Below are 25,637 nucleotides of genomic sequence, written 5' to 3' on the forward strand. Positions count from 1 at the left end.
TATATATTGTCATATTTTTAGCATGATTTATAAATTTTTGTATTGTATTTTTAATTATAAATTATTTATCAAGCAATATTTGATTATTTTTATTTTGCACGAACTTTAAAAATCAGCCTTCAGCACGCCAATAATTTGCCTTTGAGTTCTGATGCCTCCGGTCGTGCGAATAGATGGGGCGTTGAGTTGATTTCCGTTTAATGAAATCACGAAATGCTTGCTTAAGTTCCATGCGATTCGTGCATTTATCGTGACAAAATTTCTGACCATGACGTTTTCAAGGTTCAGGGTTTTGAAGTTAGCTTGCACATCCTGATAATGCGATTGCCACCGGGCATGTGCACTGATTTCGAATTTATTGCGCGTGTAATCGACGCCGCCAATAACGCTGTTGACGGGCGTCTGTCGCTGAAAGTTGATTGGTGACGATTGATCCAGATCGCGGACCGACGCCATTGCGTAGGAAATACTCCAATGCAGGCCGACATGGGTCTTCCCGTCCAGTTTCGCCTCTCCGCCAATATCGTCCACGCGTCCATAGTTGTGAGGGCTGACCAGAATTTGCGCAGGGGGGACGAAGGTGAAATTTGTTGCGAAAGGCGTGCCGAGCATGTTGTTCGTCCTTTGGGCGAACAGCGCCAGCGTGAAGTTGGCGTTGAGCTTTGGGAGTCTGCGTGAGTAATCGGCGCCGACATTAATCGTGGTTGCAGGAACAAGGGAAGAATTGCTTTTAAAGTTGACCGGACCGAACATCGTGCTGGGGGAAAAATCAAACAGCGGGGGTAATTGCACTCCTCGCGCGACAGTAATGCCGAAGATACCTGCGTCGACAGCGTCATATCGAAGTTTCGTATTGAAAGTCGGTTCTATATATTGAAATGAATCTGACTTTACTCTCGGATATATAGTTCGTGACGATCGGGTGGGGATTGTCAGCGCGTCGAGCCGAAATGCTGTCGTCATGGTAAGGCGCGGCGCGATACGCCAGGTCCAGGTAGCTGAGGCCGCAGCAAGGTTCTCGATTTGAGATCCGAGTAATTGACCTGATGATTTTGCTGCGAGGGAGGTATTGCGGTATTCCGCCCCCAGACGAATGTCGTTGGCGTTGTTCAGGGCGATGATATCGGAAGCCTGTATGACAGTGGTCGTGGTGGTGTAATCGAAATTTATCGGAAAATTCTCGCCAACGGCAGTGACAGCGAGATCGTTTTCTGTGGAATATCGGTTACTGTAGGCTTTTAGTTCAAGAAGTCCCCAGCTTGTGTCGGCGTCTATCCTGGTCATAAGGCTTCGCATCGTGGGGGCCGTGTGAACATAGGAGCCAAAATCGAGCCACAACGCCTGCCGCTCTTTGCTGGCCGAAGCGGAAAAAAGCCAGTCGATATTGGGTGTTATTTTTCCTCGTAAATCCAGCGCCGTTTTAAACGTCATAACGGTAGGCGTCACGTTTATAGCTTCTCTGGGCGAAAACTCTTTCGAACGCATTCCATCGACGGTGAGCTTCGCGGCGAACCCGTCCGAGAATTTGTGAGAGATAACCAGAGAACCGCCAAAATAATTTTGACTGCCGCCTTTGACGCTTACAAAGCTCCTGCTTTCGTATAAGGGGTCGCGCGTGACGATGTTGATGACGCCGCCGGACGCATTGAATCCGTAAAGTGCCGAGTTTGGACCGCGCACGACTTCGATTTGTCGAATGTCGCCAATGGCTGCGGGCAGCACGCCCCAATCCATGAAATTGTATCCGTCCTGATAAACTTGGCGTCCGTTGAGAAGCACGAGCGTATGCGATCCGCCTGCGGCGTCATTGCCGCGCACGGAGACATTCTCGTCGATCATGCCGTAACGGCGCACGTCTACTCCCGCAACCATACGCAAGATGCCGGGGACGGTGTTCGCGCCCATTCGGGAAATCTGGTCGCTTGTGATGATCTGCGTATCTGCCGAAAGTTCGCTTTCACGCTGCGGTTTGCCCGTCGCGGAAGATGTTACGGGTTCTCCGAACATCGTTTCGAACGTGTCGTAATCGATTGTCTGGGCCTGAGCGCCGGAGGCCTTTGTGTCGATCACGACAGCGGACATCATGGCGGACGCCAGCAGTAACATTTTTTTCCGCGTGAGCCGGCCGCGACGGCGGGTGTCTTTCTGGGCTGTCACGGAGCTTCGCATTTTAACGGCGGCCTAGCGGGAATATGAGTTCACCCGACATGCCTAAATGCATTAACTTACCGCGACGTTAAGTAACGTCGCGGCTCCGCTTTGCGTATGACGCCCGCGACGCGATGTAGCAAGCAGACTCGGATAGTGATGAGGGTGGATGGATCAAGCAGCGGTGACCGGGGGCGGGCATCCCGATGAAAGCGACATGGGGGAGCCGGGGGTCGAAACGTCTCAGGCAGTGAGCGCGCCGCCGCATCCAGACGCCGTCAGCGACGTAAGCCTGCTTCCCATGTGTCCCGCTGCTCCGTCAGAGGGAGCGTCATCTGCACGGGTGGCTGCGGACACCCGTATGGATATGGCTGCGACCCGCGAGCTTTTTCAGATGGTCGGGGCAATGGCGTTCGTGACGGCGATGTTGCTGGTGGGCTGGCACGCGGCGCATTATTCGGGCGCCTGGCCTTACTGACCACGCGGGGCTGTAGCGTATCGGTCGTCCTGGCCTCGCATTATTGATGACGTAGCGTTACGACCAGAACATCGCGAAACGCATGGCGGGACGGGTCGACCGGCGTGATCGGGGTAACGCCGTGATACACGTGGTTGTCGTCGACAAACGCTGAGTCCATTGGCGCGGAGAGCGTGAAGCTTCCCAGTTTATGGCGTTGAAGGTCGTGAATGGTGGTGTCGCCGCTCGCCACGTTCTCTCGTCGAACCATCAAAACGAGCACCCAGTCCACGCCGTCGCGGTGCAGCCCTTCCGGTGTAGGCCGCCCCGTCTGGTTTTCCTGGGTTTCAATGCGAAATTGATGAACCTCGGCATGCCAGGTGGGGGGACGGGCTGCGTCCGGAGTCAGGTCGTCAGCCAGTTGGCGCGTCAGGCGAAGTGTCGCATGCATGGCGGGGTGCTCGCCAATTCCTGGCTCGACCGGCGCGAACCAGCGCTCCACGCCGCCATTCAAGGCGTTGTAATCGCGGCTCTGATAATGCGGCTGATGCGCCTTGCGCACGACGGAGTCCCCGCTAAGCGCGAAATTCGCGTGTCGGCGCCGTCGATATCGTCCCCCATCGGCCATGTAGCGATCCACGCCGAGCCGGTCCCAGCTTGCGGCGAAGCCTTCCCAGTCCGTCAGCCCATATGCGTGAAGCAGAGACGACATGTCCTTGGCCGGGACGATGGCGAAATGCTCGCGTCGCGTCGCGGCTTCGACCTTCTCCAGCGCATCTTGCGCGCCTTGTCCTTCAAGCCTCGCCATTGTCGTGTTCCGTTCTGTCAGGCGTGTCGTTCGCCTGTGTGTTTTTTGTCGGCTGCGGGGTCGTCGCTGCGCCGCCGTCCACCGCGACGCGCAGAGCGCCGCCCGGCGGCGTGGCCGTATAGGCCATAGGCACGCAGAATTTTATGCCGGCCTCGACCAGGCGGTTGCCCAGACGCCGATAGAACTCGCGCTGCACCTTCCATTTCATCATGGGGGCGGTGCGGATCGATCCCACCGTGACCGTGCCGTCGCCATCGCTCAGATCGACGCCGAGATCATTGTAGCCGGAATAGATCATGCTCTTGAAGTCGTCCTCTTCGCGCATCTCGTCCACGACTTTCGCCATTACGGCGACGACGCGCGCCACGTCTTCGGACAGGTCGATCTTCTGGTGGATGATGACCTGATTGTAGTCGCGGCCCGTGTTGGCGATGGTCGACACCGAAGAGAACGGGATGATGTGCAGGTCGCCGTTAGTGGCGCGGACCCGCACGGCGCGGATCGAAAGGTGCTCCACGACGCCGGATACGCCGCCAGTGGTGACCCAGTCCCCGACCTGTATCGCGTCTTCGACCAGCATGAAGAAGCCTGTGATGAAGTCCTTCACCAGACTTTGCGAACCGAAGGCGATCGCCGCGCCCATGATGCCTGCGCCCGTGAGCAGCGGCGTCACGTTGATTCCGATCTGCGACAGCGACGTCACGACGACGATGATGATGATGATCGTCAGCAGAACTGTGCGAATGATCGGCAGCACTGTCCGAAGGCGCGTCGCGCGCGCCGCCTGAGCGTTCTCTTTGTAGCGTTCGAGCTGACGGTTCAGCAGGTCGTTCACTGTCTCCCAGATGATGGCCGCGACGACGAGGGCTATAAACAGCGTGATAACGGCGCCGAGCAGATGACGGCCCAGATCGGTCGACAGGAAGAAATGCGCGGTGGAGAGGCCCCAGGATTCCGTCAACGCCACGATGCTCACGAACATGACAGTCGCAGTAAGCGCGGCTCGAACGAACGGGTAGTAACGATCTGCTCGTTTCTGCAGTTCCGGGCGTTTGGCCTGCATCTCGGGCGAAAGACGGAACAGGCGGTCCTGCGCGCCGTAGGCGAGGATGGCTATCACGCGAGACGCGATCACGATGGCCACGGTCAGGCCGAGGGTCTGCAGAATCCAGAGATACCCCCCTCGTAGATGGGCCGCCCAGACCAGCCACAGGGCGGCGTCGAGGAACAGCGCCGGAATCCACCAGGCTTTCGCAAGCGTCAGCGCGAACGTCCAGAACGGGCTTTGGGTCTGGGGCGCCTGACGGTTGAGCGCGCGCGTAATGAGCGGGCGCATGCGCCATATAAAGATCGCGATGATGACATGTTCGACCAGGACGACGGTACGGATAACAGCTTCTGTGCCCTGGGCGCTCAGATCGAATTGTTCTCCGAGGTTCGAAAGGCAAAGCACGGCGGCCGGAGCAGCGACCAGGACGTTCCACCACCGTGTCAAGATACGCGCGACGCTGTCGCTCGCAGGGGCCAGGCGAATGGCGGGAGAGCGGGGAGCGAGAACGGACTCGACGACGACGAACAAAAGGCGCGCGACCGCGTAGGCGCCGGCGAGAATGATCGTCGTCGCCTCGGCCTGCGGCGTGCTTGTCGCCAGCTCGGCGCCGCCGTAGCTGACGCCCATGAAAACGGCCACGGGCATCAGCTTGAGGCCGAAATGAGCCAGCGTGTATGGCGCGCGTCTCAGAAAGCGCAGTGTTTCTCGTTGTCTGCGCTGGTCCTTTGCGCGTGTCTGCAGAGTCTCGATGGTCCCCGCGCTGGCGCCCGAGGCGAGTGCGTCGGTAACAGCGGCGTTGTCCGCAGCGGACGCATCTCCATCAGGAGGCGTCGCTTCATTGTCATCGGCGCCTGCGCCGTTGAGCCGCTTTTCGCGCGTCGCGGCGTGCGTGGCTATGGCCGTCAACCTCGGTGCTATCACAAGCACCAGAGCACGTTCGATCACGAGCGCCACGATGACGATCAGCCCGGCGCGGGTAAATGCGTCGATCAACACCTGCCGTGTCGTCGGGTTGGCGATCTGATGGTCGAACCAGACGCCGACGCTACGCAGGTCTTTGAACAGACCGAGGAAATTGCGGCCATAAGCGCGTGCGCGCTGGCCAAGGGAGGAAAGGCCGCTATGCAACGCAACCGCTTCGGGGGTCACGATGGAGGAGCTCGTCGCGCTGGCATTCGCAGGCGTCGTCGCGGCCGTGGCGCCAGCCTGCTGCGCCCCGCGCGCCATCAGCGACAAGGTGTGCGTGAAGGCGTCACGCTGCTTCGGATCGTTGAGAACGCCCAGCAGTTCCTGCGCCTCTTTCGGCGAAAGGGCGCCTGACGGCGCACCCGAAGTCGAAGAGGCGGCCGTCGCGCCGGGCGCGTCGGCGCGCGCCGGCGATAGGGCGCCGAATGTCAGAAGCAGGAGGCTCGCTATCCCGAGAAGCCGTCCCATACGTCGCGTGACAGGCGCTGTAGCGTTCGCGTGACGTAACTTCGGCCTGCGGGGCGCTGTGACGATCATTCCTGCTCCTTCGGACTGTCCTTTACCGTGGCTACGAGCGTTGCCGCGTCCGATCAACCCCGAGGGCGACCGGAGGAGGTCAGGCGGGGCCGGTAAACCGTGTCGGGCGCTCTTCACGCAGGACGATCGTGTTGGCCACCAGATCATGCAGCCCCTGCTTGTGTCGGGTGAACGCGACCATGATGACGCCGATGCAGAGGAACGGGTAAGATATGAACGTCTTGACCAGTGTGCGTACGACCGAGCGGGGAAGTCCGATGCGGTCTCCGTTCGGATCGCAGACTCTCAGGCCCAGCGCGCGTTTGCCGAGTGTTCCGCATAGCGGAGAGGCTTCCAGACCCGCGAAATAGATCAGGGGAATCAGCGTGGTCAGCGCCCAGGCGAGGGGCTCGCCATGTATGTGCGGGGTCAGCAGGAGCGAGGACGCAGCGTCCTGAGCGTCTGGCCGCCAGGCGACGTCGATGGAGCGGGCGTCTCCGTGCCCCATCCATTCGATCGACAGGGCGGGAGCCGAGAAAAACCTGAGAACGGCGCTGAACAGCCCAAGAATGAAATGATCGATCAGGGCAGCGCCTACCCGGACCCAGAAACCTGCATAAACCCAGATCTGGCTCGGATATGGACGGCCCGTCGCAGTCGCCCAAGGATCGGGCGCTACGCCGCCATAGGCGTTTCCTTGCGAGCCCCCTGTGTGACCCCATCCTGGAGGCAGGCTGTTGGACATGCGCGTGTTCCTTGACTGGCGGCGAGCGGGGGCGGAGATCCTGCGCCGGATCGGTTCCTGTGATCGTCTGCTCGGGACCGTGGAACCGCCCGGATTTTCGTCGGAAAGTTTTGAAAGCGTCAGCTTCTGTAGGAGCCGTTGATATCGATGTAGCCATGCGTCAAATCGCACGTCCAGACTGTCGCTACGCCGTCGCCAAGTCCCAGATCGACGTCGATTTCGATGTCCTGCCCTTTCATGTGCGCCACGACGGGGGTTTCGTCGTATCCGGCGGCGACCGCGCCTTCGCTCGCGATGGTCACGCCGCCCATCGCAACGGAGAGGCGGTCTCGATCGGCGGGTTCGCCGCATTTGCCTACAGCCATGACCACGCGGCCCCAGTTGGCGTCCTCGCCTGCGATCGCTGTCTTGACCAGCGGAGAATTGGCGATCGCCATGGCGACGACGCGCGCCGAAGCGTCGGAGACCGCGCCCTTCACGGCGACGCGGATCTGCTTGGTGGCGCCTTCGCCGTCGCGGACGACCATCAGGGCGAGATCGAGGAGCACGGCGTCGAGCGCTTCGCGGAAGGCGGAAAGCGCCGGATCGGCGGCGCTTGTCACCGGCGCATTGCCCGCCTTACCGGTTCCGAACAGCAGCACCATGTCCGAGGTGGACGTGTCGGAGTCGACCGTGATGGCGTTGAAGCTGCGCCCGACGCCTTCTGAAAGAAGTGTCTGAAGGACGGCGGAGGGCAGCGCTGCGTCCGTCGCGATGAAGGACAGCATCGTCGCCATGTCCGGAGCGATCATGCCGCTGCCTTTGGCGATGCCCTGTATCGTCACGGCGACGCCCCCGACCTCAACCTGCCGGACGGACGCCTTGGGGAAGGTGTCGGTTGTCATGATCCCGCGGGCAGCGGCTTCCCACCCGTCTTCCGACAGGGCGGCGCGCAGGTCGGGAAGCGCGCTGGTGATCCGCTCGGCCGGGAGGACTTCGCCAATGACGCCGGTCGAGGCGAGGAAGACCTCATGAGCGTCGCAGCCCGCCAGCCCTGCTTCGGCTTCCGCCGTCAGGCGGCAGGTCTCGATCCCGGCCCGGCCGGTGAAAACATTGGCGTTGCCTGCGTTCACCACCAATGCGCGCGCCACGCCGTTGCGCAGCGACTCGCGCGACCAGTCGACCGGCGCGCCGGGGCATTTCGATTTGGTGAAGACGCCAGCGACGGAGGCGCCCTCGTCGAATTCCGCCAGAACGAGGTCGGTTCGACCCTTGTAGCGAATTCCCGCCGCTATGGCGCCAAGCCGGACGCCGCGAACGACGCCGAGAGGCGGCAGGGGCGAGGCGAGGGGAGAAATCGGCAAAGGCTTGGCCATCGAAAGGGACCTCAGAGCAGAATGGAAACAGCGTGCAGTTGCAGGGAGATGCATCGCAGGGCGAAACGGTGTGGCCAAATCGGGCCAGAACGCAAGAAGGGCGCCGTAAACGACGCCCTTTGCAGCAGATGAAGCGCCGTATTCTCGTGGCGCCCATACTTGACCATGAACTTGCGGCGGCGGGAAAACGCCGCCGCAAGTCGATCGGAGCTTACTTTTTGGGCGTCGCCGGAGCAGCGGCGGGCGCTGTCGCCGGGGTGTCGGGGACGACCTTTCCGTCCGGTCCGTAATGGACGATTTTCACCTGCGCGGCGGCCTTGCTGACGGCGGCGCGGACGTCGTCCTGGATCAGCTGCTGACGGATCTTGTCCTTGACCTCGTCAAGTTTCGGCGTCGGGACGGTGCGGGTCTCAAGCACCTGAATCACATGGTAGCCGTACTGGCTTTTCACCGGGGTCTGGCTGTAGGTGCCGGGCTTCATGGAGAAGGCGGCGTCGGAGAACGCCGGGATCATGTCGCCCTTCTTGAACCAGCCGAGATCGCCGCCATTGTTCTTGGCGCTGCCGGTGTCGGTGGACAGCTTGGTCGCCAGCGTGCCGAAATCGGCGCCGCCCTTGAGCTGCTTGATGACGTCAAGCGCTTCGGGTTCGGTCTTCAGCAGGATGTGACGGGCGTGAACTTCCTGTTCAGGCGCCTTTTTCGCGTAGTCCTGATCGTACTTCGCCTGGATGGCGGCGTCGGTCAGAAGCGGCGTCACCTGCTTGGACAGCCATGCGTTCTGGAGGGCGTTCGTCGCCGCCGTCTCCATCGCCGTCTTCACTTCAGGATCGTTCTGCAGGTTTTCCTTATGGGCGATGATCTGGATCGCCTTCTGGTCGACCAGCTGGTTCACCAGCATCGGCAGCACCATGTTCTGCGGAAGCTGGCGGAGTTGCGCCGGCATGGTGGCGGCGGCCTGGCGCAGATCGCCCAGCGTGATTTTTTCGCCGTTCACAGTGGCGACGACCATGTTGGGGTCGGAAGGAGGTGCGGGCGGCGCGGCGACCGGGGCCGCTGCAGGAGCGGCCGCCGGGGCGGGAGCCGCGATAGCGTGGCCCAGAAGGGCAGGAGCAAGCAGGGCCGCCGTTGCAAGAAGGGAGGCCGGGCTGGTGAACCGCATAAGAACAAACCCTGAATATTCGAGTGACGGGCATCATGGCCGACCGTGGATGTGGTCGCAAGAGCGGCTCCGCCGATATCGCAGCCTGTAGCGGATATTCATACGGGCGCGCATTCGTCCGCAGCCGGGCGCCGTTTCTGTGTGCGGCCATCGGTTGACCCGTGACGGCGCGGGTCTTATCTGATTGCGCGCGTGTGGTTGGCTGTGCGCCGCCAGCATTTTTGAGTTCGTCTTCCACGGCCCGTCGACGGGACGCTTCAGCGTCTTCGGCAGGAGCGCGGAGAAAATCGGGCGCGGTCAGGTCCGCACGCCGTTCCGGAAAGGTTTACATGCTCGCCTCGCTCGCTCGCGCCCTGTTCGGCACCGCCAACGATCGCTCGCTGAAGGCCTATCAGCGTCGCGTGCCGGAGATCAATGCGCTCGAATCGCAGATCAGGCCGCTCGATGACGCCGCCCTCGCCAATAAGACGGTGGAGTTTCGGGAGCGTCTGGCCAAGGGTGAAACGCTGGACGCGCTGATGCCGGAGGCCTTTGCGGTTGCCCGCGAAGCTTCGCGTCGCGTGCTCGGCATGCGGCATTTCGACGTGCAGCTTGTCGGCGGCATGGTGCTTCATTCGGGCAAGATCGCGGAAATGCGGACAGGCGAAGGCAAGACCCTCGTCGCGACTCTGGCGGTCTATCTCAGCGCTCTGGCGGGCAAGGGCGTGCATGTCGTCACCGTCAACGACTACCTCGCGCGGCGTGACGCCGAGGAAATGGGGCAGTTGTACGGCTTTCTTGGTCTGACGACCGGCGTCATCGTGCCGAACCTGCCTGACGACGCGCGCCGCGCCGCCTATGCTGCGGACATCACCTATGGCACGAACAACGAGTTCGGGTTCGATTACCTGCGTGACAACATGAAGTTCCGGCTGGAGGACATGGTCCAGCGGCCGTTCTTCCACGCCATCGTGGACGAGGTGGATTCGATCCTGATCGACGAAGCCCGTACGCCTCTCATCATTTCTGGCCCGGCTGAAGACAGCTCAGATCTCTACCGCAGCGTTGACGCCGTGGTCGCAGCGCTGGTTAGCGACCCGGCGACGTATGACAAGGACGAGAAATTCCGTACGGTCATTCTGACCGAGGAAGGCTCGGACCGTGTCGAGACCATGCTGCGGGAAGCAGAGGTGCTTGCTGAGGGCGGTCTGTACGACGTGCATAACATCGCGGTCGTTCACCACGTCCAGCAATCCCTACGCGCGCATACGCTGTTCGCGCGGGACGTCGATTACATCGTGCGCGGCGGCAAGGTCATCATCATCGACGAATACACCGGTCGCATGATGGATGGTCGCCGGTATTCCGACGGCCTGCATCAGGCGCTCGAGGCGAAGGAGCATGTCGAGGTTCAGCAGGAGAACCAGACGCTCGCCTCCATCACATTCCAGAACTATTTCCGCCTTTATCCCAAGCTGTCCGGCATGACCGGCACGGCGATGACGGAAGCGGACGAATTCGCGGAAATCTACAAGCTCGACGTCGTCGAAATTCCGACGAACCTGCCGGTCGCCCGCAAGGACGAAGATGACGAGATCTATCTGAACGAGGCGGACAAGTTCGCCGCGGTGGTTCGTCTTATTCAGGAAATCCACAAAGGTGGTCAGCCGATTCTCGTTGGTACGACCTCCGTCGAGAAAAGCGAGGCCCTGTCCGGGGAACTGAAGCGCGCGGGCGTTCCGCATAACGTGCTCAACGCCCGGTTCCACGAGATGGAGGCGACCATCGTCGCCCAGGCGGGCGCGCCCGGCGCGATCACCATCGCCACCAACATGGCGGGTCGCGGCACTGACATTAAACTGGGCGGCAACGTCGAGATGCGCATCCAGCAGGAACTGGCGCATATCGAAGACCCTGCGGAGCGTGACGCCGCGATTGCGGCGCTGCGTGAAGAAGTGGCCAGCAACCAGAAGATCGTGCGCGAGGCGGGCGGACTCTACGTCATAGGCACGGAGCGTCACGAAAGCCGTCGCATTGACAACCAGTTGCGTGGCCGCGCCGGACGTCAGGGCGATCCGGGCAATTCCCGTTTCTTCGTCTCCCTGCAGGACGACCTGATGCGCATTTTCGGGTCCGAAAGGATGACCGGGATGCTGCAGAAGATGGGCATGCAGGAGGGCGAGGCCATCGTCCATCCGTGGCTGAACAAGGCCCTTGAGCGTGCGCAGAAGAAGGTCGAAGCCCGCAACTTCGACATGCGCAAGAATACGCTCAAATACGACGACGTCATGAACGACCAGCGCAAGGAAGTGTATGCGCAACGTCGCGAATACATGCTGGAAAGCGACGTCGCCACGACAGTCAGCGAGATGCGCGAGGAATTGATCCACGCGCTGACGGAACGGCGGATTCCCGAAAAATCCTTTGCTGAGCAGTGGCAGAGCACTGAGCTTCAGGACGACGTCCAGCGTATCCTCAACCTCGACCTGCCGATTGTCGACTGGTCGCGTGAGGACGGCATGGACCGCGAGCAGGTCGCCGCAAGGATCGCTGACGAGGCCGCGAAGGCGCAGGCTGTTCGGACGGTTAACTTTGGTCCCGACATCATGCGCTTCATCGAGAAGCAGATTCTGCTGACGACGTTCGATGGCGTGTGGAAGGAGCATCTGCATGCGCTCGACCAGCTTCGTCAGGGCATCGGGCTTCGCGCGTATGGTCAGAAAGACCCGCTGAACGAGTACAAGCACGAAGCGTTCCAGCTTTTCACTTTCATGCTCGACGAAATGCGGGAACGGGTCGTGTCGCTTATCGCGCGTGTCGAGGTGGCGCCGCCTCTCGATCTCGAACCATCCGCCAATATCGCTGAATTTCACCCAGATCCGGGCGTGCCCGGTCTGGCGTCCGAGCCAGTCGCGATGTCGGTTGGCGACGCGGCTCCGACGCTTGTGACGATGGAGCCGCCGGGATCCGGCGCGATTCTGCCTGATGATCCGTCGAGTTGGGGAGAGACGCCGCGCAACGGACTCTGCCCTTGCGGTTCAGGGAAGAAGTACAAGCATTGTCATGGCCGCCACGTGTGACCTGACCGGTGTGCGCCCGGTTTAGGGCTGGCTGACTCAAGGCTGCCTGTGCGCCTCTTTCCAGGCGGACGGACTGTTCTGAACGTATGGCGCGATGACGTCATGAGACATTGATCGGGGATCCTGGCGGATCTCCGTGGCACTGACGAGCGGACGATGGTCTCCGCTCAGGACGAGGACTGTGAGGGCGGCATGGCTGGCCATTCCCAATTTAAAAACATCATGCATCGCAAGGGCGCACAGGACGCCCGACGCGCCAGGCAATTCGCCAAGGTTATTCGCGAAATCACGGTGGCGGCGCGCTCCGGACTTCCTGACCCGACTTCCAATCCGCGCCTTCGCGCCGCCATTTCGGCGGCGCGCGAAGTGAACATGCCCAAGGACACCGTGGAGCGGGCGATCAAGAAAGCCACTGGCGCGGGCGGCGGCGACGATTACGTGGAGGTCCGCTACGAAGGGTACGGTCCGGCTGGTGTGGCTGTGATCGTCGAAGCTCTGACTGACAATCGCAACCGCACGGCGTCCGACGTGCGCGCAGCGTTCTCGAAATATGGCGGCTCTCTGGGCGAGACGAATTCCGTGTCGTTCATGTTCGCGCGTCTGGGCGTCGTCACCTATCCGGCAAAGGTCGCTGGCGAGGACGACATGCTTGAGGCTGCGATCGAAGCTGGCGCTGATAATGTGGTCTCCACGGAGGAGGCGCATGAGGTGACGTGCGAGATTGAGGCGTTCTTCGCCGTGCGCGACGCTCTGGAGGCTCGTTTCGGCGAACCAGAGAGCGCCAAGCTCGACTGGCGTCCTGAGAACTCTGTGCCTCTCGACGAGGAGAAGGCGCGTTCCGTGCTCAAGCTGCTCGACGTGCTCGAAGAAAACGACGACGTGCAGAACGTTTACGCGAACTTCGATCTGCCAGAGGATGTTGCAGCGGCGCTTTCGGCCTGAGTAAAAGCGTCCGCCCCTGATGCCGTATAAGTCTGGCGTCGGGGGCGAATTTTCCTAATAAAGAAACAATTACACAAGAGACGTTGATCGTCGCGGTATCGCCTTGCCGAGCGGAAATTTATACCGGTACGCCGGGTGAGATATCGTAGGCTTTCTGAACCAGTTGGTTTCGCTTTCCTACGCCGTCTTCGATTTTTCGATCCCAGACGGCGTCCATCATCTGGCGCTGTTCGTCGACGATTTTCTTCGGCTCGACGTTTCGATATGTGCGGATCTTCCCGGTCAACACCCCGATTGTCGTTTCAATGACGGGTTCCTGATCATATTGCTCGTGCGGAAAAGCAATGTTTTCGTAATTAAACAACCTCTTTGACGGATCGTCCCTCCAGCTTTTCCAAGTTTCGAACATTCGGTCGTTGAAACCTGTCAGAAACGGGCCGGGGTTTATAGTGGCGACTTCGATGCCGAATTCCTGCATTTCCTGCCGCAGAGCCTCTGCAATTGCTTCGACCGCGTGTTTTGACGAGGAATATACTCCGGCAAACGGATCTGTGGTCAACCCGGCGACAGATGACATAAAGACGACCAGACCGTGTCCTCGCTTCGCCATATCTCGTACGACGATCTGCGTAAGCAGGGTTGGACCGATAACGTTGACCTCATATTGGCGGCGAAGGTTTTCTTCCGGAATGTCGACCACCGAGCCGCCTTCGGATATTCCCGCATTATTCAGGAGAACTTCAACGTTCCATGAAGCAGCCTTGCGTCGTTCGCCCTCGCTCGTCACATCAAGGGTTTCGATACGGAGATCGACGCCACGACGCTTTGCCTCCTGTTCCAAAGCGTAGACCTGGGCGGGAACCTGCACGGCGGCGATAACTTCGTGGCCGAGCGCCGCCAGACGCAGGGCAGTTTCGGCGCCGAAGCCGGTCGCAGCTCCGGTAATCAGAATTACTGGCATGATTTTGATCCTCGGCTGGATGGTCCAGTTTCGGCAAGCGAGGTGATAGTTTTCGTACTCAGTTCACGATTTTGGGACACTCGTGATGACCGGATTCAGGCCTTGCGGTGTCCGCTCTATGCATTGAAACGGCGCGTGAAGTTTTGGTGTCTCATCCGTAAAGTTGGATAGAAGGCATGCAGTTTTTCATTAGTGCCTTCGTTCCCGCTTTTTTGGCGAATGAAACGATATTATCGATGAAATATTTTTATAATATCAAATATATTTCACCGATGGGCGGTCGCTTCGCGTCAGTATTCAGTCTGTTCGCCTTTCAACGGAACGGATGTTTTCTGCCCTTTGGTGCCGGAGTAGACGAGAATCAGCACCGTCTCCTGATCGCCCGAGACGCCGCGGTGGGCGTCCTCGACGCTTTCGGTAAACGCCTCACCAGTATGAAAGGTCTTTTCCTTGCCGCTGGCCTTATCTTGAATGGTCAACTGTCCCTGCAGAACATATCCGGCGTTCGGGACCGGATGGACATGCCATGGGAGGGCGGAATTCGGCGGTATCGTCAGCTTGAGAACAGTCAATTCCGGAGCAGTAGTCGGATAATGCTCGTAAGGCTTCCCGTTCCACGAGGCGCTGCTCTGGACAAGGATGTCAGCGTGGCCGGACGCCGTTTGCGGCGTGGCGGCGGAAGCTTGAAGCGTTGTGGTGGAAGCGGCGATGAAGATAGTGCCACATGCGATTTTTTGGGCGACAGACATGAGTTGCTCCCCGAGAGATTCCTGGCCGCCTGGCTCCCCGGTTGAGCCCTGCAGTCGGAGCTTTGGCTCTCCTGCGTCAGGCGCAATGAGGATGGGTAGGACATGATCCCGGTGATCGCGGATTCCATGCGCGATTTGCCGGGCGGCTTGGGTGCTAACGGCTGTGGTCGCGAAGGGTTTGGCTTCTTCATGTAGAGTTGGAAGGAAAATTTTTTGAGCTGACCTGGCCCGCGATGATGGACGGCGCTGCAGCAGGATTGCTGCGCCACCAAATCCCGGATCGCGGGCGTTAACGCGTCAATATGCAAAATCGCTGCGAGTTTTTGGCCTTCCCGCGTGACTTTTTTGGGGGAGGCAGTGATGAAGTTCGGACGGTCGTAAGTTGAGTTCTAACCCAGCGGCGTAGCCGCCTGGTGGATTAATAAAGAGCAGGAAACGGCGCGTGGCGGTCTATCCCGGTGCGCCGCAAGCATCAGTCATTCACGACTTTCGCATCCTCGCCGGGATCGGCTATACGGCGAAGACCCTGACGGGAGCGAAGGGGGTAAGACCACGCGACGTTCCCTGTTCGTGTGGACGGTTTCCTTCCCAGAGGACCATGAATGCAGGCCGAAGCTCCGAAACGATCCGCCGTCGTCGATCTTGGCTCCAACTCTGTCAGGATGGTCGTGTTCGACGGGGTCTCGCGCAATCCCGTGTCCATTTTCAATGAGAAGGCTGTTCTGCGGCTGGGCCGCGGCCTTACGATGACTGGTCGTCTGAACGACGAAGGCGTCGCCATGGCTGTGGAGGTGCTTCGGCGCTATCACGCCATCGCACGCAGCATGAACGCCGACCCGTTCGAGATACTGGCGACGGCCGCCGTGCGTGATGCGGCTAACGGGCCGGATTTCGTGGAGGCGCTTCGCAAGGAGATGCCGGGCGTGCCGATCCGCATACTCTCTGGCGTGGAAGAGGCGGACCATTCGGCTGTTGGAGTGCGCTGCGGCATACCGGAGGCGACGGGGCTGGTCGCCGATATTGGCGGCGGCTCTCTCGAACTGATCCGGCTCGACGACGACGGGCGGGAAAGCGCGAATACGCTGCCGCTGGGCGTGATCCGACTGAGCGACCGGTCGGGCGGCGATCTGACGATCGCCAAGGGCATCGCCGACGCCGATCTCAGCGGAGTCGACTGGTTAGGCGGCATGAGGGGCCGCACGCTGTATCTGGTTGGCGGCGCGTTTCGCGCTCTGGCGCGATTGCAGATCGCACGAACGAACTATCCGCTCAATATTGTCCATTATTACTCCCTTACGCCCGCCGCCGCGCGGGAAATGACGGGATGGTTGATCGAATCCAACCGCCGCACGCTTGAGCGTTTGCCGAATGCTCCGCGCAAGCGGCTGGACGACGTGCCGTTTGCGGCTACCGTTCTGCGGCGGCTGCTGAAACGTGTCGAGCCGGATCGCGTCGTGTTCTGCGTCGATGGCCTGCGTGAAGGCTGGTACGCGATGAACGTAGCGCCGGAATTACAGTCTCTCGATCCTTTAGACACCGTTGCTCAGGATCTCTGCCAGCGTCTGGGGCGGAGCGAGACGCTGCCGGAGGCGCTGTTCGCCTGGACGGCGAAGCTCTTCCCCGGCGAAAGTGATCGTGAGCGTCGGCTTCGCATGACGGCGTGCCGCCTTTCGGACGTAGGCAGCCACGACCATCCTGAATACCGGGCCGAGCAGACCTATATGCGGGTGCTGTGGATACAGGGCGTCGGTTTCGATCACGAAGCGCGTGCGGCTTTGGCGCTGGCTTTGGCCGTTCGATACGAGGCTGAACCGACGGCGGCGTTCGTCGCGCCGTCGCGGGCGCTGCTCGACGATGCCTGGTTTGGCTGGGCAATGACGCTGGGGCTGGCGCTGCGTCTGGCGTACTCACTTTCCGGCGGGGCGAGCGCGCTGCTCGACGGCACGCGGCTGGAACATGACGGCGGAGAACTGCGCCTGCATCTGACGTCGGCCAGCGTCGCGGTGCGCGGAGAGGCGGTGAAGCGCAGGCTGACGCGGCTCGGGCAGGTGATGCAGGTCGAGACGAGGATTACGGAGGTTTTGGGAGGGTGAGATCGTTCCGAGTATGATGCCGCCGCAAATATTGCATATAAATCTTCAATATTGACATGATTATTTGCAAGGTGCTCATTTGTTCGCGGTTTCGAGGTGACCAAGAGTTGTCTTTACGTAATTTGATCGAACAAATGTTCTGATTTGTTTAGTGGAATTTCCGCTATATTTTTTGAAATTCCAAATTACGTTATATATGGATTATTTCAAGGTGATATTTCGATCTCGCCTGTAATGTGACGTAAGTAATTAAAATAATAATTTTGAATGGCCGATGATTAACGTCTGCGCAGCGGCAGAATTTTCAATGATTTTCTGTGAAGATATTGAAATTATTACGAATGAAATGATTTTTTTGTGGATGTTTTTTATTAACTGTGCGACAGCGGTAGGGTTATTTCGATGTTTTGGCGCCTTTTTTCCTGTATGAATTCTTGGGAAGCACAGCATGTCACTAGCCGAAGATTTGAGAAACAGAACGGCCCATTTCATGAGTAATTACGTCCTGAGCGCTGCTGGAGCTTTTCGGTATCCTGTCGCAGGTGCGCAAAATAATCAGGAAAACTTGCAACCGGATGCTCCTCGTTCGTTTTGGCTCAGTTCTTACGAAAGTAAAGAAACCTCTGGAAAGAGTAAAGGAGACAATGTCGTTATTATCAGCACCCAATCCAGAGGCTCGCCTAATAGTGAATCTCGGGTTAGCGCATACTGGATTCCGCAAGGCGGGTCGTGCCTGATTCCAACTAATCCGGGAGAGGGCACGCTGGCGTTCACGCCAGATTTTAGTGGTTGTTCCATTGTGGTTGATCAAATCGACGATGACCAATACCGATTTTACCATGTTCAGGGGGGGAGTGCACGCGGAAGCGCTGGCAGTTATTTCGACGAGGAATACCTTGCGGACGGAATCGACCATGGCTTTGGTTTCGCCGGATGCATGCGTTTTGATGATTACGGTATCGAGGGGCGCCCCCGCGCCTTTGCCGTCATGAAGTACCAGGATGGACGCTGGTGGATATATTTCCAAAGGCAGGCAGGGCAAGGAGGAATCGGCTGGGCAGGAAACGAGCCTTCTATAGCAGGTGTGCAAAAAGTGCTTGGAGGGGGGCGTATCCCTGTTGCGGACTTGCTGCGTCAGCGGGCAGATATGCGCGGGATAGAAGGAGATTCGCGGTTAAACCGACCTATGCCAGAAACAAATGTGGCCGGTTATGAGAATTTCCCGCCTGTTGGGGGCGTTGAGCAAATCGCATAGAGGACGTCGTCGTGTTCTGGTGTGGGGCGCGGGGCGTCAGGTCACGGCGGCGGACGTCCCATCAGCGACCGCTCGCCGCCCCCGGGCCAAAGCAATATAAACCCCGCCGCCAATGACGACGCCCACAAACCATGATAGCGCGCTGACGGGCGCCAGCGCCGGGATCACGAACCCGCTCGCGGCGACCGCGCCGCCGATCAGCATGGCGGACACGCCGCCATGCCCCCAGCCGCGTGCGCCAGCGTAACGGCCGTCGCGCCGATAGAGATCGTCCACGGCGATATTTTGTCGCCGCACGACGTAGTAATCCGCCAGCATGACGCCCGTGACAGGGCCGAGCAGGGACGAGATGATGGTGAGGATACGGTAGATTCCGTCCGCGCGGTCGAACCAAAGCCACGGAACGAACAGCACGCCCAGCGCGAGGACCAGTCGTCCCGCCTTTATGAAATCCAGACGACGCGGCGCGAGGTTTATCAGATCGTAGGCGGCGGGCATGATATTCGCGACGACGTTCACAGAGAGCGTCGCCAGCAGGATCGTCAATCCCCCAAGCACCGTGATCACGGGGTGGTTCAGGGCCAGCAGCAATTCGACCGGGTTCCAGATCGGACGCCCGAACATCAGAATGGTGGCGGACGTGGTGATGATGCCCATCGGCGTGAAAATCAGCGCCGTAAGGGGCAGTCCAATGGCCTGTCCGACGACCTGATCGCGCTGCGTACGAACGAAGCGGGACAGATCGGGGATGTTGACGGCGAACGTCGCCCACATGCCGATCATGCCGGTTACGCCCAGCGCGAAAGCGTTCCAGAAGGCCGCCCCGTGCAGCTTCGAGGGTTGGGAGAATAGCGGCCCCAGACCGTGCCCCACCCGCAGCGCCCAGATCGTCGCCGTCAGCCCGGCAAGGATGACCAGTGGCCCCGCGATCAGTTCAAAGTTACGGATACGATGAACGCCATGACTGGTGATCCAGCCGTGAAGCGTCCAGACGATCGCCATCGCCAGCCATGTTTTGATCTGCATGCCCAGAAACGCGACCGTCCATCCTGCCCAGGTGGCGCTGAGCGTGGACATGATCGCATCGACCGCTTGCGCTGCGGCGTAGGACTGCACTGAAAACCAGAACACGGCGCAGAATCCCCGCAACAGGACGGGCAGTTGCGCGCCGGTCGGCCCGAAGGATGATCGGATCAGGACGCAGAACGGTATGCCGTATTTCGTTCCGGGTCGGGCGTTGAACCACATTGCGAGAAACAACACGCCGTAGGCCACGGCGACGACGCCCAGACTCTGCCAGGCGGAAAAGCCCAGCGCCATCAGGCCGGAGGCGGCTTCGTAGACCACGATGTTGTGGACCATCCCCATCCAGACGGTCGCCATGTTGATCCAGGACCAGTCGCGTTTTTCAGGTGGAACGGGTAACAGATCCGCGTTGGCGAGATCGGGATCGAAGCCGTCCGGCAGGGGAACATGTGAGATCTGGCGGGATGGAGGCATGAACCCTCGCGGCTGACAGCCTAAGACTGCCGATTATATTCAACCAACCGATGTTATTGCGGCGCCGCACAGAATGAAACCGTCCCGGAACCTTGGCTCTGCGTTTTGTGGGAGCGGTGCTGGAGCGTCCGCAATGCGCGAGACCACGACGACGAAACAGGGTACACGCAGTTGCGAACAGCGGCGGAGGGTAATCCGTCGTATCTTTCGCGTTTCGTAAGGAGCGCATGGGCGCAAGCCGCCTGAAGGCCCCACGGAGATATGCCAGTGACTCAGGAGATTCTCCGCATTCCGCAGATGCGCCCGTGGCTGGTCACAGCTTCGCAGGCTCAGGCGCCTGCGCCACACCGGGCGCCTCATCACGGGTTGGTCACGTCCATGGGCCGTGCTTCCGCATGACCGCCGCTCCGCCACCTGCCGCGTCGCCGCGCATCGTCCTGCCTTCCATGCATGTCCTTCTGGTCGACGACGACGCCAGCGTTCGCGCGAGGCTGCGGGATTTTCTGACGGGCATTGAAGGAGGGGCGGTTTCGTGCCGGGACGTTGCCGGGGCGGAGGATGCGGTCTCCCTGCTGCAAACGTCTGCGTTCGACGTCGTCGTGATGCGCGCCGATCTGTCGGGGATGAGCGGATTGCAGGCGACGCGGCGGATCATGGCGTCTCGTCCCGTGGCGATTGTAGTCACGATCGCGCCAGGTTCGCCGTCTCTCGGCCTTGCCTTCGAAAGTCTTCGGTCAGGAGCCCTGGCGCTGATTCCGCGCATTGACGGGCAAGATGCCGGACTGTCGGGTCTGGAGGGCTCGAGCGGCGTTGACGAGGTGTTGGTTTGGGAATTGCTGACGGCCGCGCTGGCGCTTGCCTGCAAGGCCTCCAGACGTTCCGGGGATGTGTCTCGATCCGAGGTTAGGGAGGCGGCGGACGGCAGACTGCCAAATGCTGCGCGCAGAGCAGATGGCGCGCCCGCGAAAGTAATGGCGCTGCTTGCGGGCGGCGGCGCGCTGGGCTCTGCGCTCCGCATGCTGGAGAGCGCCGGCGACGCGCGTCCGCCGACGCTGTTTCTGACATCGGTCGCGGCGCCGTTCCTTGATGATTTCGTGGTCTGGCTCAATGGCGTGGCGCCGGGAGGCGCGGTGCGCGGGCGTGCGGGACCGATCGCTATCGGGCCGGTACGGGTCGTCGCCGCGTCGGACGGATTTCGGGTTTCAGACTCCGGCGCGCTTGTGTCGACGCCTGTTTTGCCTGGCGTTTCCGGCACGTCCTTTCCGGGTTTGCGCGGGGCATCGTTCGACATGTTGTTGAGTTCGATGGCCGAGGCGCTTCGTTCCGACGCGATGGCAGTGCTTCTGGGGCAGGTCGAGGACGACGGCGCGCTTGGTCTTTTCGCTATTCGGCATGCCGGTGGGCAGGCGTACGAGGAGCGACCTGCACGCAACCCGTTTACGTCCGGCGTCGCCGTTCGTATGGGGGCGGCGGAGGGAGCAGGGTCGGCCGAAGCTCTGGGCGAACTGGCGGCCTCCGCAGCAGCCCGTGTGTTGGTTTCCGAAAATGGTGACGATCATGAAGCATGAGGCGCCGCGTCTGCTGCTGGTCGAAAACGCCGCCACGCAGGGACTGAGAATTGGCCGTATGCTTGAAGCGTACGGCTTCGAGATCGAGAGCGTGCAGAGCGGGGAAGCCGCTCTCGATAGTCTGGACGCCTGGATCCCCTTTCTGGTCGTCACGGACTTTCGTTTGCCGGGCATGGATGGCGGTCAGATGGCGCGTCAGCTTCGGTTGAACGCGGCGACGCGCGCCGTGCCCGTTCTGATGTTGACTGACGGTCACGACCCAAAGCTGGAGCGAGAGGTGCTGCTGGCGGGAATTGACGCCTGCGTCCCGCGCTCGGCGGACACCAGTCTGCTTGCCTTCCGGATCAGGGCGCTTCTGCGCGAGCATCCGACATCGCAGACGCCATCGCGCGGGATGTTCCGCCGCCCTGCGGTGGCCGTGGCTACGGGACCCGGCGGCGCCTTGATGGCGTGGGGACCGCAAGCTCTGCATGTGACGCGGTCATCCATGGAGCGTTTGAATCCTCATAATGCTTCGATGGCGACTCTCGCAGGGCTGGGAAAGCCGGGGGGCGACGCAGCACATGCAGCTGAAGGCGATCCGCAGGGGCTGAATGATCCGATCGTGCATCCCTCAGCCGCCTTCGGCAGGCTTCCGGTGATCCGGCTGCTTCATGGGGACGGCATGGAGGCGATGGCGCTGGATAATGCCGCGCTCGCGTCGCCGGACCTGTGGATCGACACGGTGGATTGCGTAATCGTCGACCTGACCTGTCCAACCTTTGACGGCCTTGCGTTATGCCGGAGCCTGGACGCGCGCCGAAACGCACGAGTGGGCGGTGGCGCGCCCACACGACTGCTGGGATTCGGCGGCGGGAGCAGGTCGGAGGGCGATCACGCATCCGACGCGTATGCTGCGGGCGTCGACGATCTGGTCGGTGCGGACATAGACGTCGATTTCCTGCTTTTGCATGTGCGGGCGCTGCTTCGTCGCAAGGTGCTGCAGGACGAAAGCCGCAGGAGTGAGGCGGAACGCGCGGCGCGAGAAGCGGCCATGCAGGGCGCGCGCGCAAAGGCGGCGCTCGCCGAGGCTCTGGAGCAGGCGAACACCGAGCTAGCCGCCGCCAACCGCAAGCTGATTGATGCGCAGACCAAGCTGGTGCAGTCGGCCAAGATGGCGTCGCTGGGTGAACTTGTCGCGGGAATCGCGCACGAATTTAACAACCCGCTGGCTTTCGTTTTGGCGCATGAGGACACCGTTGCGCGAAATCTGGAAAAAGCGATATCGGCGCTCGCACAGGACAACGCTGGGGAGGCGCGCGTTCTGCTCGACAAGAGCCGCGATCGACTGGGCGCGTCGTCTGTCGGGTTGGGGCGGATGCGAGATCTTGTGTCAAGTCTTCGGCATTTCTCCCGTCTTGATCAGGGTGTTTTTATGGACGTCAACATGCCTGAGGCCATAGGCACAGTGCTGTCGCTTCTTGGTCCCAAGTTGGGAGACGATATTGTCGTCGAGTGCGCGTATGGCGCACCCCCGGTATTGCGGTGCCAGACGGCGTTGGCGCATCAGGTGGTGATGAACGTAATCAGCAACGCGGTTGACGCATTCGAGGCAGAAGGCGGCGCGCTTGGCGGCGTGCCGCGTATCCGCATAGAGACGGCGCTTTGTCCGGCAAATGACGTCGTTGTGGCGGGAAGCGTCTCACGCCTGATCACTGACTGGGCTGGGGACGCTTACGTGATCACGGTCTGTGATAATGGACCGGGCGTGCCGCCCTTCATGCGTGAACGCGTGTTCGAGCCTTTCTTCACCACGAAACCGGTCGGGGTCGGTACCGGGCTTGGGCTCGCCACAGCCTATGGCGTGGTGCAGGCCCATGGCGGCGGGATCGAGGTGGGGGTGTCGCCGGAAGGCGGCGCCTGCTTCACGATAGCAGTGCCTTACCGCGGCCCCGGATCGTTGGACGATCAGCCGCAGCATACGGTCACTGCGGCGACGCGCGCGACCGAAGGCGAAACCGGAAGCATGGAGGTTCGCCATGAACGGGCCTGACTCTCTGTTGCGCAGTTTCGGGCATCATGGTGCGGCAGCGCGCGAGCGCGTGCTGCTGGTGGACGACGAACCGGAGATTCTCGTCGCGCTCTCGGATCTTCTGGAGGACGAGTTTGAGATCGTGCGCGCTACGTCGGCCCGTGAGGCGCTAGCGTTGATTGCGGAGCGGAGCGATTTCGCCGTCGTCGTGTCCGACCAGCGCATGCGCGACATGACGGGGGATGTCTTCCTTGCCGAAGCGCGGACGATGTCGGATGCGGCTGCGATTCTGCTGACCGGGTACGCGGATCTCGAAACGGTGGCCAGCGCTCTCAACCGGGGTTCGATTACGTTCTATGCCGCCAAACCGTGGGAGCCGGACGCCTTGCTGGCGATGGTGCGGGAAGCCGCTGCTGCCTGTCGCACGCGGCGGATGCTGGCGACGGAACGGGAAATCCTGCGGAGTCTCTTCGACAATCTTCCTGTCGGACTTGCGTTCAAGGATGAGGAGGGGCGTTTCACGCGTCTGAATGCGTTGGCGGCGCGGGCGTTGGGACGTTCACAGAAAGAATGCCTTGGCCGTAGAGAAGAAGATTTTACGCCGTCGGGAGCCCCGGTCCTTGGCGACAGGACCAGTTCCGGCGACAGCGGAGCGCCGGAACTGGTCGCGCGCCGCGATGCGTCCGGACGGCCGCGCTGGCACCGCGTCACCCGCGTAGCGTTGGGTGGCGGTCGCGCGGGTTCGCCATCCGGAGAGGACGGCGTGTCGGAAATTTCTGTCCTGATCGATCAGGACGTGACCGATCTGATGGAGATGGAGCGCCGGTTGCGGCAGGCCGACAAGATGCAGGCCATCGGCACTTTGGCGGGAGGCATTGCGCATGATTTCAACAACCTGCTGACTGCTATTTTGGGGTCCCTGGAGCTGGTTTCCGACCTTTCGCCGGATCTGGACGCCCGGGCTGCGCGGCTGTTCGGCAATGCTATGGACGCTGCACGCCGCGGCGCGACGTTGACGCAGAAGTTGCTGGATTTCAGCCGGCCGCGAGATTTGGCGCGTCAATCAGTCGATGTTCCGAAACTTCTCGAACAGATGCAGGGGTTGCTGACACAGAGTGTCGGAGGCGGCGGGAAGCGCATGACGCCGGTTCATGTCGCCTCGCCGCCGGCAGGTCTTCCGGCGGCGTCGACCGATCCTGCGCTGCTTGAAGTGGCGCTGGTCAATCTGTGCCTCAATGCACGGGATGCGCAGCCGAATGGCGGTGAAATCCTGATTTCGACGCGTGAGGCAATGGTTCGTGCTCCGGAAGCGGGAATGGGTCACGCCTCTTCGAACTCCGCCGGTTCTGCCGCGAAGGGGCAGGAACCGCCCGAAACGCAGTCCGGCCAACCGCTGGCGCCCGGTCGTTATGTGATCGTGACCGTGTCGGATCGTGGGGTCGGCATGTCGCCAGAGACGCAGACGAGGATTTTCGAGCCATTTTTCACCACCAAGGCGGTGGGCGGTGGTATTGGTCTCGGCCTGTCGATGATCTATGGCTTCATGCAGCGCAATCAGGGCGGGGTGCGCGTCAACAGCGCGCCAGGGCAAGGGTCTTCCATAGAACTCTGGTTGCCAGCCGTTGAGAGTTCGTCTTCAGGCGTGCGTGGAGATGCGGCGAAGGACGTCGCCAGTTCGAAGCGTGGCGGTGGACGAAGCGTGCTCGTGGTGGATGATGACGAAAGTGTCGCGTCAGTGACATCGAGTTTCCTGTCCAAGGCCGGGTTCGATGTCATCGAATGTCACAGCGGGGCGGAGGCGATAGACCTCACGACGCAGCGGCCTGAAATCGGTTTGGTGGTCATGGATTTGCTGATGCCGCAAATGAATGGGGACGAGTGCGCCCGACGCATCGCTGAAATTCGTCACGATTTGAAGATTCTTTTCGTTACGGGGTTCGCAGATCGGGCGAGATTGCCAACAGGCGCCAAGGTTATCGCCAAGCCGTTTACCCGTGATGCGCTGCTGTCCGGGATTGATACGGTGCTCGCGGGGTAATAGTGCTGCTTACGACTACGGTTGCATGACTGTGATTTCTGTCTGTCCGTTGTGATAAACGGAGAGTAGGCTGATCGTCTTTTTTCTGCTGACGTCTTCGGGAGTGTTATTTGTGTATCTGAAGCAGAGAAAGTTGCGGTGACGCGCAAACCCTAAATTCACTAGGTCGCGTTGACAAAAGATCTATACGATCTGCCTGAGATCTGATTCACTTCCTGCCTGTGGGGTAAGGAGCAGAGAGAACAGGCATGGCACG

General features: G+C 60.6%; 19 protein-coding genes. 10 read left to right on the forward strand and 9 right to left on the reverse strand.

The window, feature by feature from the left end; all coding sequences use genetic code 11:
• Positions 1-105 precede the first annotated feature (105 nt).
• Entirely contained in the window at positions 106-1,905 is a 1,800-nt protein-coding gene (locus G442_RS0106725) for a TonB-dependent receptor plug domain-containing protein (protein WP_246789355.1), read from the reverse strand.
• Between G442_RS0106725 and G442_RS26100 the strand changes: the two genes are divergently transcribed.
• Both G442_RS26100 and G442_RS25720 read left to right on the forward strand, forming a co-directional pair.
• On the forward strand, positions 1,786-2,103 hold the full coding sequence (locus G442_RS26100; protein ID WP_246789356.1) for a hypothetical protein: 318 nt from the start codon (positions 1,786-1,788) through the stop codon (positions 2,101-2,103). The two genes, G442_RS0106725 and G442_RS26100, sit on opposite strands and share 120 nt — an antisense overlap.
• A gap of 214 nt (positions 2,104-2,317) precedes the next feature.
• Complete coding sequence (locus G442_RS25720) at positions 2,318-2,626, forward strand: hypothetical protein (RefSeq protein WP_051292034.1); 309 nt, start codon at positions 2,318-2,320, stop codon at positions 2,624-2,626.
• A gap of 40 nt (positions 2,627-2,666) precedes the next feature.
• Here the strand turns inward: G442_RS25720 and G442_RS0106735 are convergent, their stop codons facing one another.
• The 5 genes from G442_RS0106735 to G442_RS0106760 form a co-directional block, all read right to left on the reverse strand.
• A complete protein-coding gene (locus tag G442_RS0106735; protein WP_026397376.1) occupies positions 2,667-3,413 on the reverse strand; it encodes a 2OG-Fe dioxygenase family protein in 747 nt (248 codons plus the stop codon).
• Positions 3,400-5,967 carry a mechanosensitive ion channel domain-containing protein gene (locus G442_RS0106740; RefSeq protein ID WP_026397377.1) on the reverse strand — a complete coding sequence of 856 codons (2,568 nt, stop codon included), beginning with the start codon at positions 5,965-5,967 and terminating at the stop codon, positions 3,400-3,402. The genes G442_RS0106735 and G442_RS0106740 overlap by 14 nt, the downstream gene beginning before the upstream one ends.
• 79 nt (positions 5,968-6,046) lie before the next feature.
• Complete coding sequence (locus G442_RS0106745) at positions 6,047-6,691, reverse strand: RDD family protein (RefSeq protein ID WP_026397378.1); 645 nt, start codon at positions 6,689-6,691, stop codon at positions 6,047-6,049.
• Between the two features lie 119 nt (positions 6,692-6,810).
• A complete protein-coding gene (gene argJ, locus G442_RS0106750) occupies positions 6,811-8,046 on the reverse strand; it encodes a bifunctional glutamate N-acetyltransferase/amino-acid acetyltransferase ArgJ (protein ID WP_026397379.1) in 1,236 nt (411 codons plus the stop codon).
• A gap of 211 nt (positions 8,047-8,257) precedes the next feature.
• On the reverse strand, positions 8,258-9,205 hold the full coding sequence (locus G442_RS0106760; protein ID WP_026397380.1) for a peptidylprolyl isomerase: 948 nt from the start codon (positions 9,203-9,205) through the stop codon (positions 8,258-8,260).
• A 329-nt stretch (positions 9,206-9,534) separates the two neighbouring features.
• Here G442_RS0106760 and secA point away from each other — a divergent pair, with 329 nt between their 5' ends.
• Both secA and G442_RS0106770 read left to right on the forward strand, forming a co-directional pair.
• A complete protein-coding gene (gene secA / locus G442_RS0106765; protein ID WP_026397381.1) occupies positions 9,535-12,264 on the forward strand; it encodes a preprotein translocase subunit SecA in 2,730 nt (909 codons plus the stop codon).
• 192 nt (positions 12,265-12,456) lie between these two features.
• Positions 12,457-13,206, forward strand: a complete 750-nt coding sequence (locus G442_RS0106770) for a YebC/PmpR family DNA-binding transcriptional regulator (protein ID WP_026397382.1) — start codon at positions 12,457-12,459, stop codon at positions 13,204-13,206.
• Positions 13,207-13,324: 118 nt separating this feature from the next.
• Here the strand turns inward: G442_RS0106770 and G442_RS0106775 are convergent, their stop codons facing one another.
• Together G442_RS0106775 and G442_RS0106780 are read right to left on the reverse strand one after the other, a co-directional pair.
• Complete coding sequence (locus G442_RS0106775) at positions 13,325-14,170, reverse strand: SDR family oxidoreductase (RefSeq protein ID WP_026397383.1); 846 nt, start codon at positions 14,168-14,170, stop codon at positions 13,325-13,327.
• Positions 14,171-14,457: 287 nt separating this feature from the next.
• Positions 14,458-14,916 carry a cupin domain-containing protein gene (locus G442_RS0106780; RefSeq protein ID WP_146882301.1) on the reverse strand — a complete coding sequence of 153 codons (459 nt, stop codon included), beginning with the start codon at positions 14,914-14,916 and terminating at the stop codon, positions 14,458-14,460.
• Between the two features lie 602 nt (positions 14,917-15,518).
• On the opposite strand from G442_RS0106780, the gene G442_RS0106785 reads away from it, so the two are divergent.
• Positions 15,519-17,009, forward strand: a complete 1,491-nt coding sequence (locus G442_RS0106785) for a Ppx/GppA family phosphatase (protein WP_026397385.1) — start codon at positions 15,519-15,521, stop codon at positions 17,007-17,009.
• A gap of 448 nt (positions 17,010-17,457) precedes the next feature.
• On the forward strand, positions 17,458-18,264 hold the full coding sequence (locus G442_RS24965; protein WP_146882303.1) for a hypothetical protein: 807 nt from the start codon (positions 17,458-17,460) through the stop codon (positions 18,262-18,264).
• A 36-nt stretch (positions 18,265-18,300) separates the two neighbouring features.
• Here G442_RS24965 and G442_RS0106795 read toward each other — a convergent pair whose 3' ends face one another.
• A complete protein-coding gene (locus tag G442_RS0106795) occupies positions 18,301-19,764 on the reverse strand; it encodes an NCS1 family nucleobase:cation symporter-1 (RefSeq protein ID WP_051292036.1) in 1,464 nt (487 codons plus the stop codon).
• Positions 19,765-20,031: 267 nt separating this feature from the next.
• Between G442_RS0106795 and G442_RS26440 the strand changes: the two genes are divergently transcribed.
• Genes G442_RS26440 through G442_RS0106810 form a run of 4 tightly spaced genes read left to right on the forward strand, consistent with a single transcriptional unit; the run spans position 20,032 to position 25,381 of the window.
• Positions 20,032-20,163: a hypothetical protein gene (locus G442_RS26440; protein ID WP_264801022.1), complete on the forward strand. Its 132-nt coding sequence runs from the start codon at positions 20,032-20,034 to the stop codon at positions 20,161-20,163.
• Entirely contained in the window at positions 20,160-21,332 is a 1,173-nt protein-coding gene (locus tag G442_RS0106800; protein ID WP_026397387.1) for a response regulator, read from the forward strand. Before G442_RS26440 ends, G442_RS0106800 begins: the two co-directional genes overlap by 4 nt.
• Entirely contained in the window at positions 21,322-23,364 is a 2,043-nt protein-coding gene (locus tag G442_RS21210; RefSeq protein ID WP_246789352.1) for an ATP-binding protein, read from the forward strand. Before G442_RS0106800 ends, G442_RS21210 begins: the two co-directional genes overlap by 11 nt.
• Positions 23,351-25,381, forward strand: a complete 2,031-nt coding sequence (locus G442_RS0106810) for a response regulator (protein WP_084440407.1) — start codon at positions 23,351-23,353, stop codon at positions 25,379-25,381. Before G442_RS21210 ends, G442_RS0106810 begins: the two co-directional genes overlap by 14 nt.
• The last annotated feature ends 256 nt before the right edge of the window (positions 25,382-25,637 follow it).

Source organism: Acetobacter nitrogenifigens DSM 23921 = NBRC 105050, from assembly GCF_000429165.1.
Taxonomy (GTDB): Bacteria; Pseudomonadota; Alphaproteobacteria; order Acetobacterales; family Acetobacteraceae; genus Acetobacter; species Acetobacter nitrogenifigens.

Bases quoted from the DNA above. Each gene is read 5' to 3' on its own strand.
- G442_RS26100 (WP_246789356.1), top strand. From the start codon at position 1,786: ATGCGATCCGCCTGCGGCGTCATTGCCGCGCACGGAGACATTCTCGTC.
- G442_RS0106725 (WP_246789355.1), bottom strand. From the start codon at position 1,905: ATGGGCGCGAACACCGTCCCCGGCATCTTGCGTATGGTTGCGGGAGTA.
- G442_RS25720 (WP_051292034.1), top strand. From the start codon at position 2,318: ATGGATCAAGCAGCGGTGACCGGGGGCGGGCATCCCGATGAAAGCGAC.
- G442_RS0106735 (WP_026397376.1), bottom strand. From the start codon at position 3,413: ATGGCGAGGCTTGAAGGACAAGGCGCGCAAGATGCGCTGGAGAAGGTC.
- G442_RS0106740 (WP_026397377.1), bottom strand. From the start codon at position 5,967: ATGATCGTCACAGCGCCCCGCAGGCCGAAGTTACGTCACGCGAACGCT.
- G442_RS0106745 (WP_026397378.1), bottom strand. From the start codon at position 6,691: ATGTCCAACAGCCTGCCTCCAGGATGGGGTCACACAGGGGGCTCGCAA.
- argJ (WP_026397379.1), bottom strand. From the start codon at position 8,046: ATGGCCAAGCCTTTGCCGATTTCTCCCCTCGCCTCGCCCCTGCCGCCT.
- G442_RS0106760 (WP_026397380.1), bottom strand. From the start codon at position 9,205: ATGCGGTTCACCAGCCCGGCCTCCCTTCTTGCAACGGCGGCCCTGCTT.
- secA (WP_026397381.1), top strand. From the start codon at position 9,535: ATGCTCGCCTCGCTCGCTCGCGCCCTGTTCGGCACCGCCAACGATCGC.
- G442_RS0106770 (WP_026397382.1), top strand. From the start codon at position 12,457: ATGGCTGGCCATTCCCAATTTAAAAACATCATGCATCGCAAGGGCGCA.
- G442_RS0106780 (WP_146882301.1), bottom strand. From the start codon at position 14,916: ATGTCTGTCGCCCAAAAAATCGCATGTGGCACTATCTTCATCGCCGCT.
- G442_RS0106785 (WP_026397385.1), top strand. From the start codon at position 15,519: ATGCAGGCCGAAGCTCCGAAACGATCCGCCGTCGTCGATCTTGGCTCC.
- G442_RS24965 (WP_146882303.1), top strand. From the start codon at position 17,458: ATGTCACTAGCCGAAGATTTGAGAAACAGAACGGCCCATTTCATGAGT.
- G442_RS0106795 (WP_051292036.1), bottom strand. From the start codon at position 19,764: ATGCCTCCATCCCGCCAGATCTCACATGTTCCCCTGCCGGACGGCTTC.
- G442_RS0106800 (WP_026397387.1), top strand. From the start codon at position 20,160: ATGACCGCCGCTCCGCCACCTGCCGCGTCGCCGCGCATCGTCCTGCCT.
- G442_RS21210 (WP_246789352.1), top strand. From the start codon at position 21,322: ATGAAGCATGAGGCGCCGCGTCTGCTGCTGGTCGAAAACGCCGCCACG.
- G442_RS0106810 (WP_084440407.1), top strand. From the start codon at position 23,351: ATGAACGGGCCTGACTCTCTGTTGCGCAGTTTCGGGCATCATGGTGCG.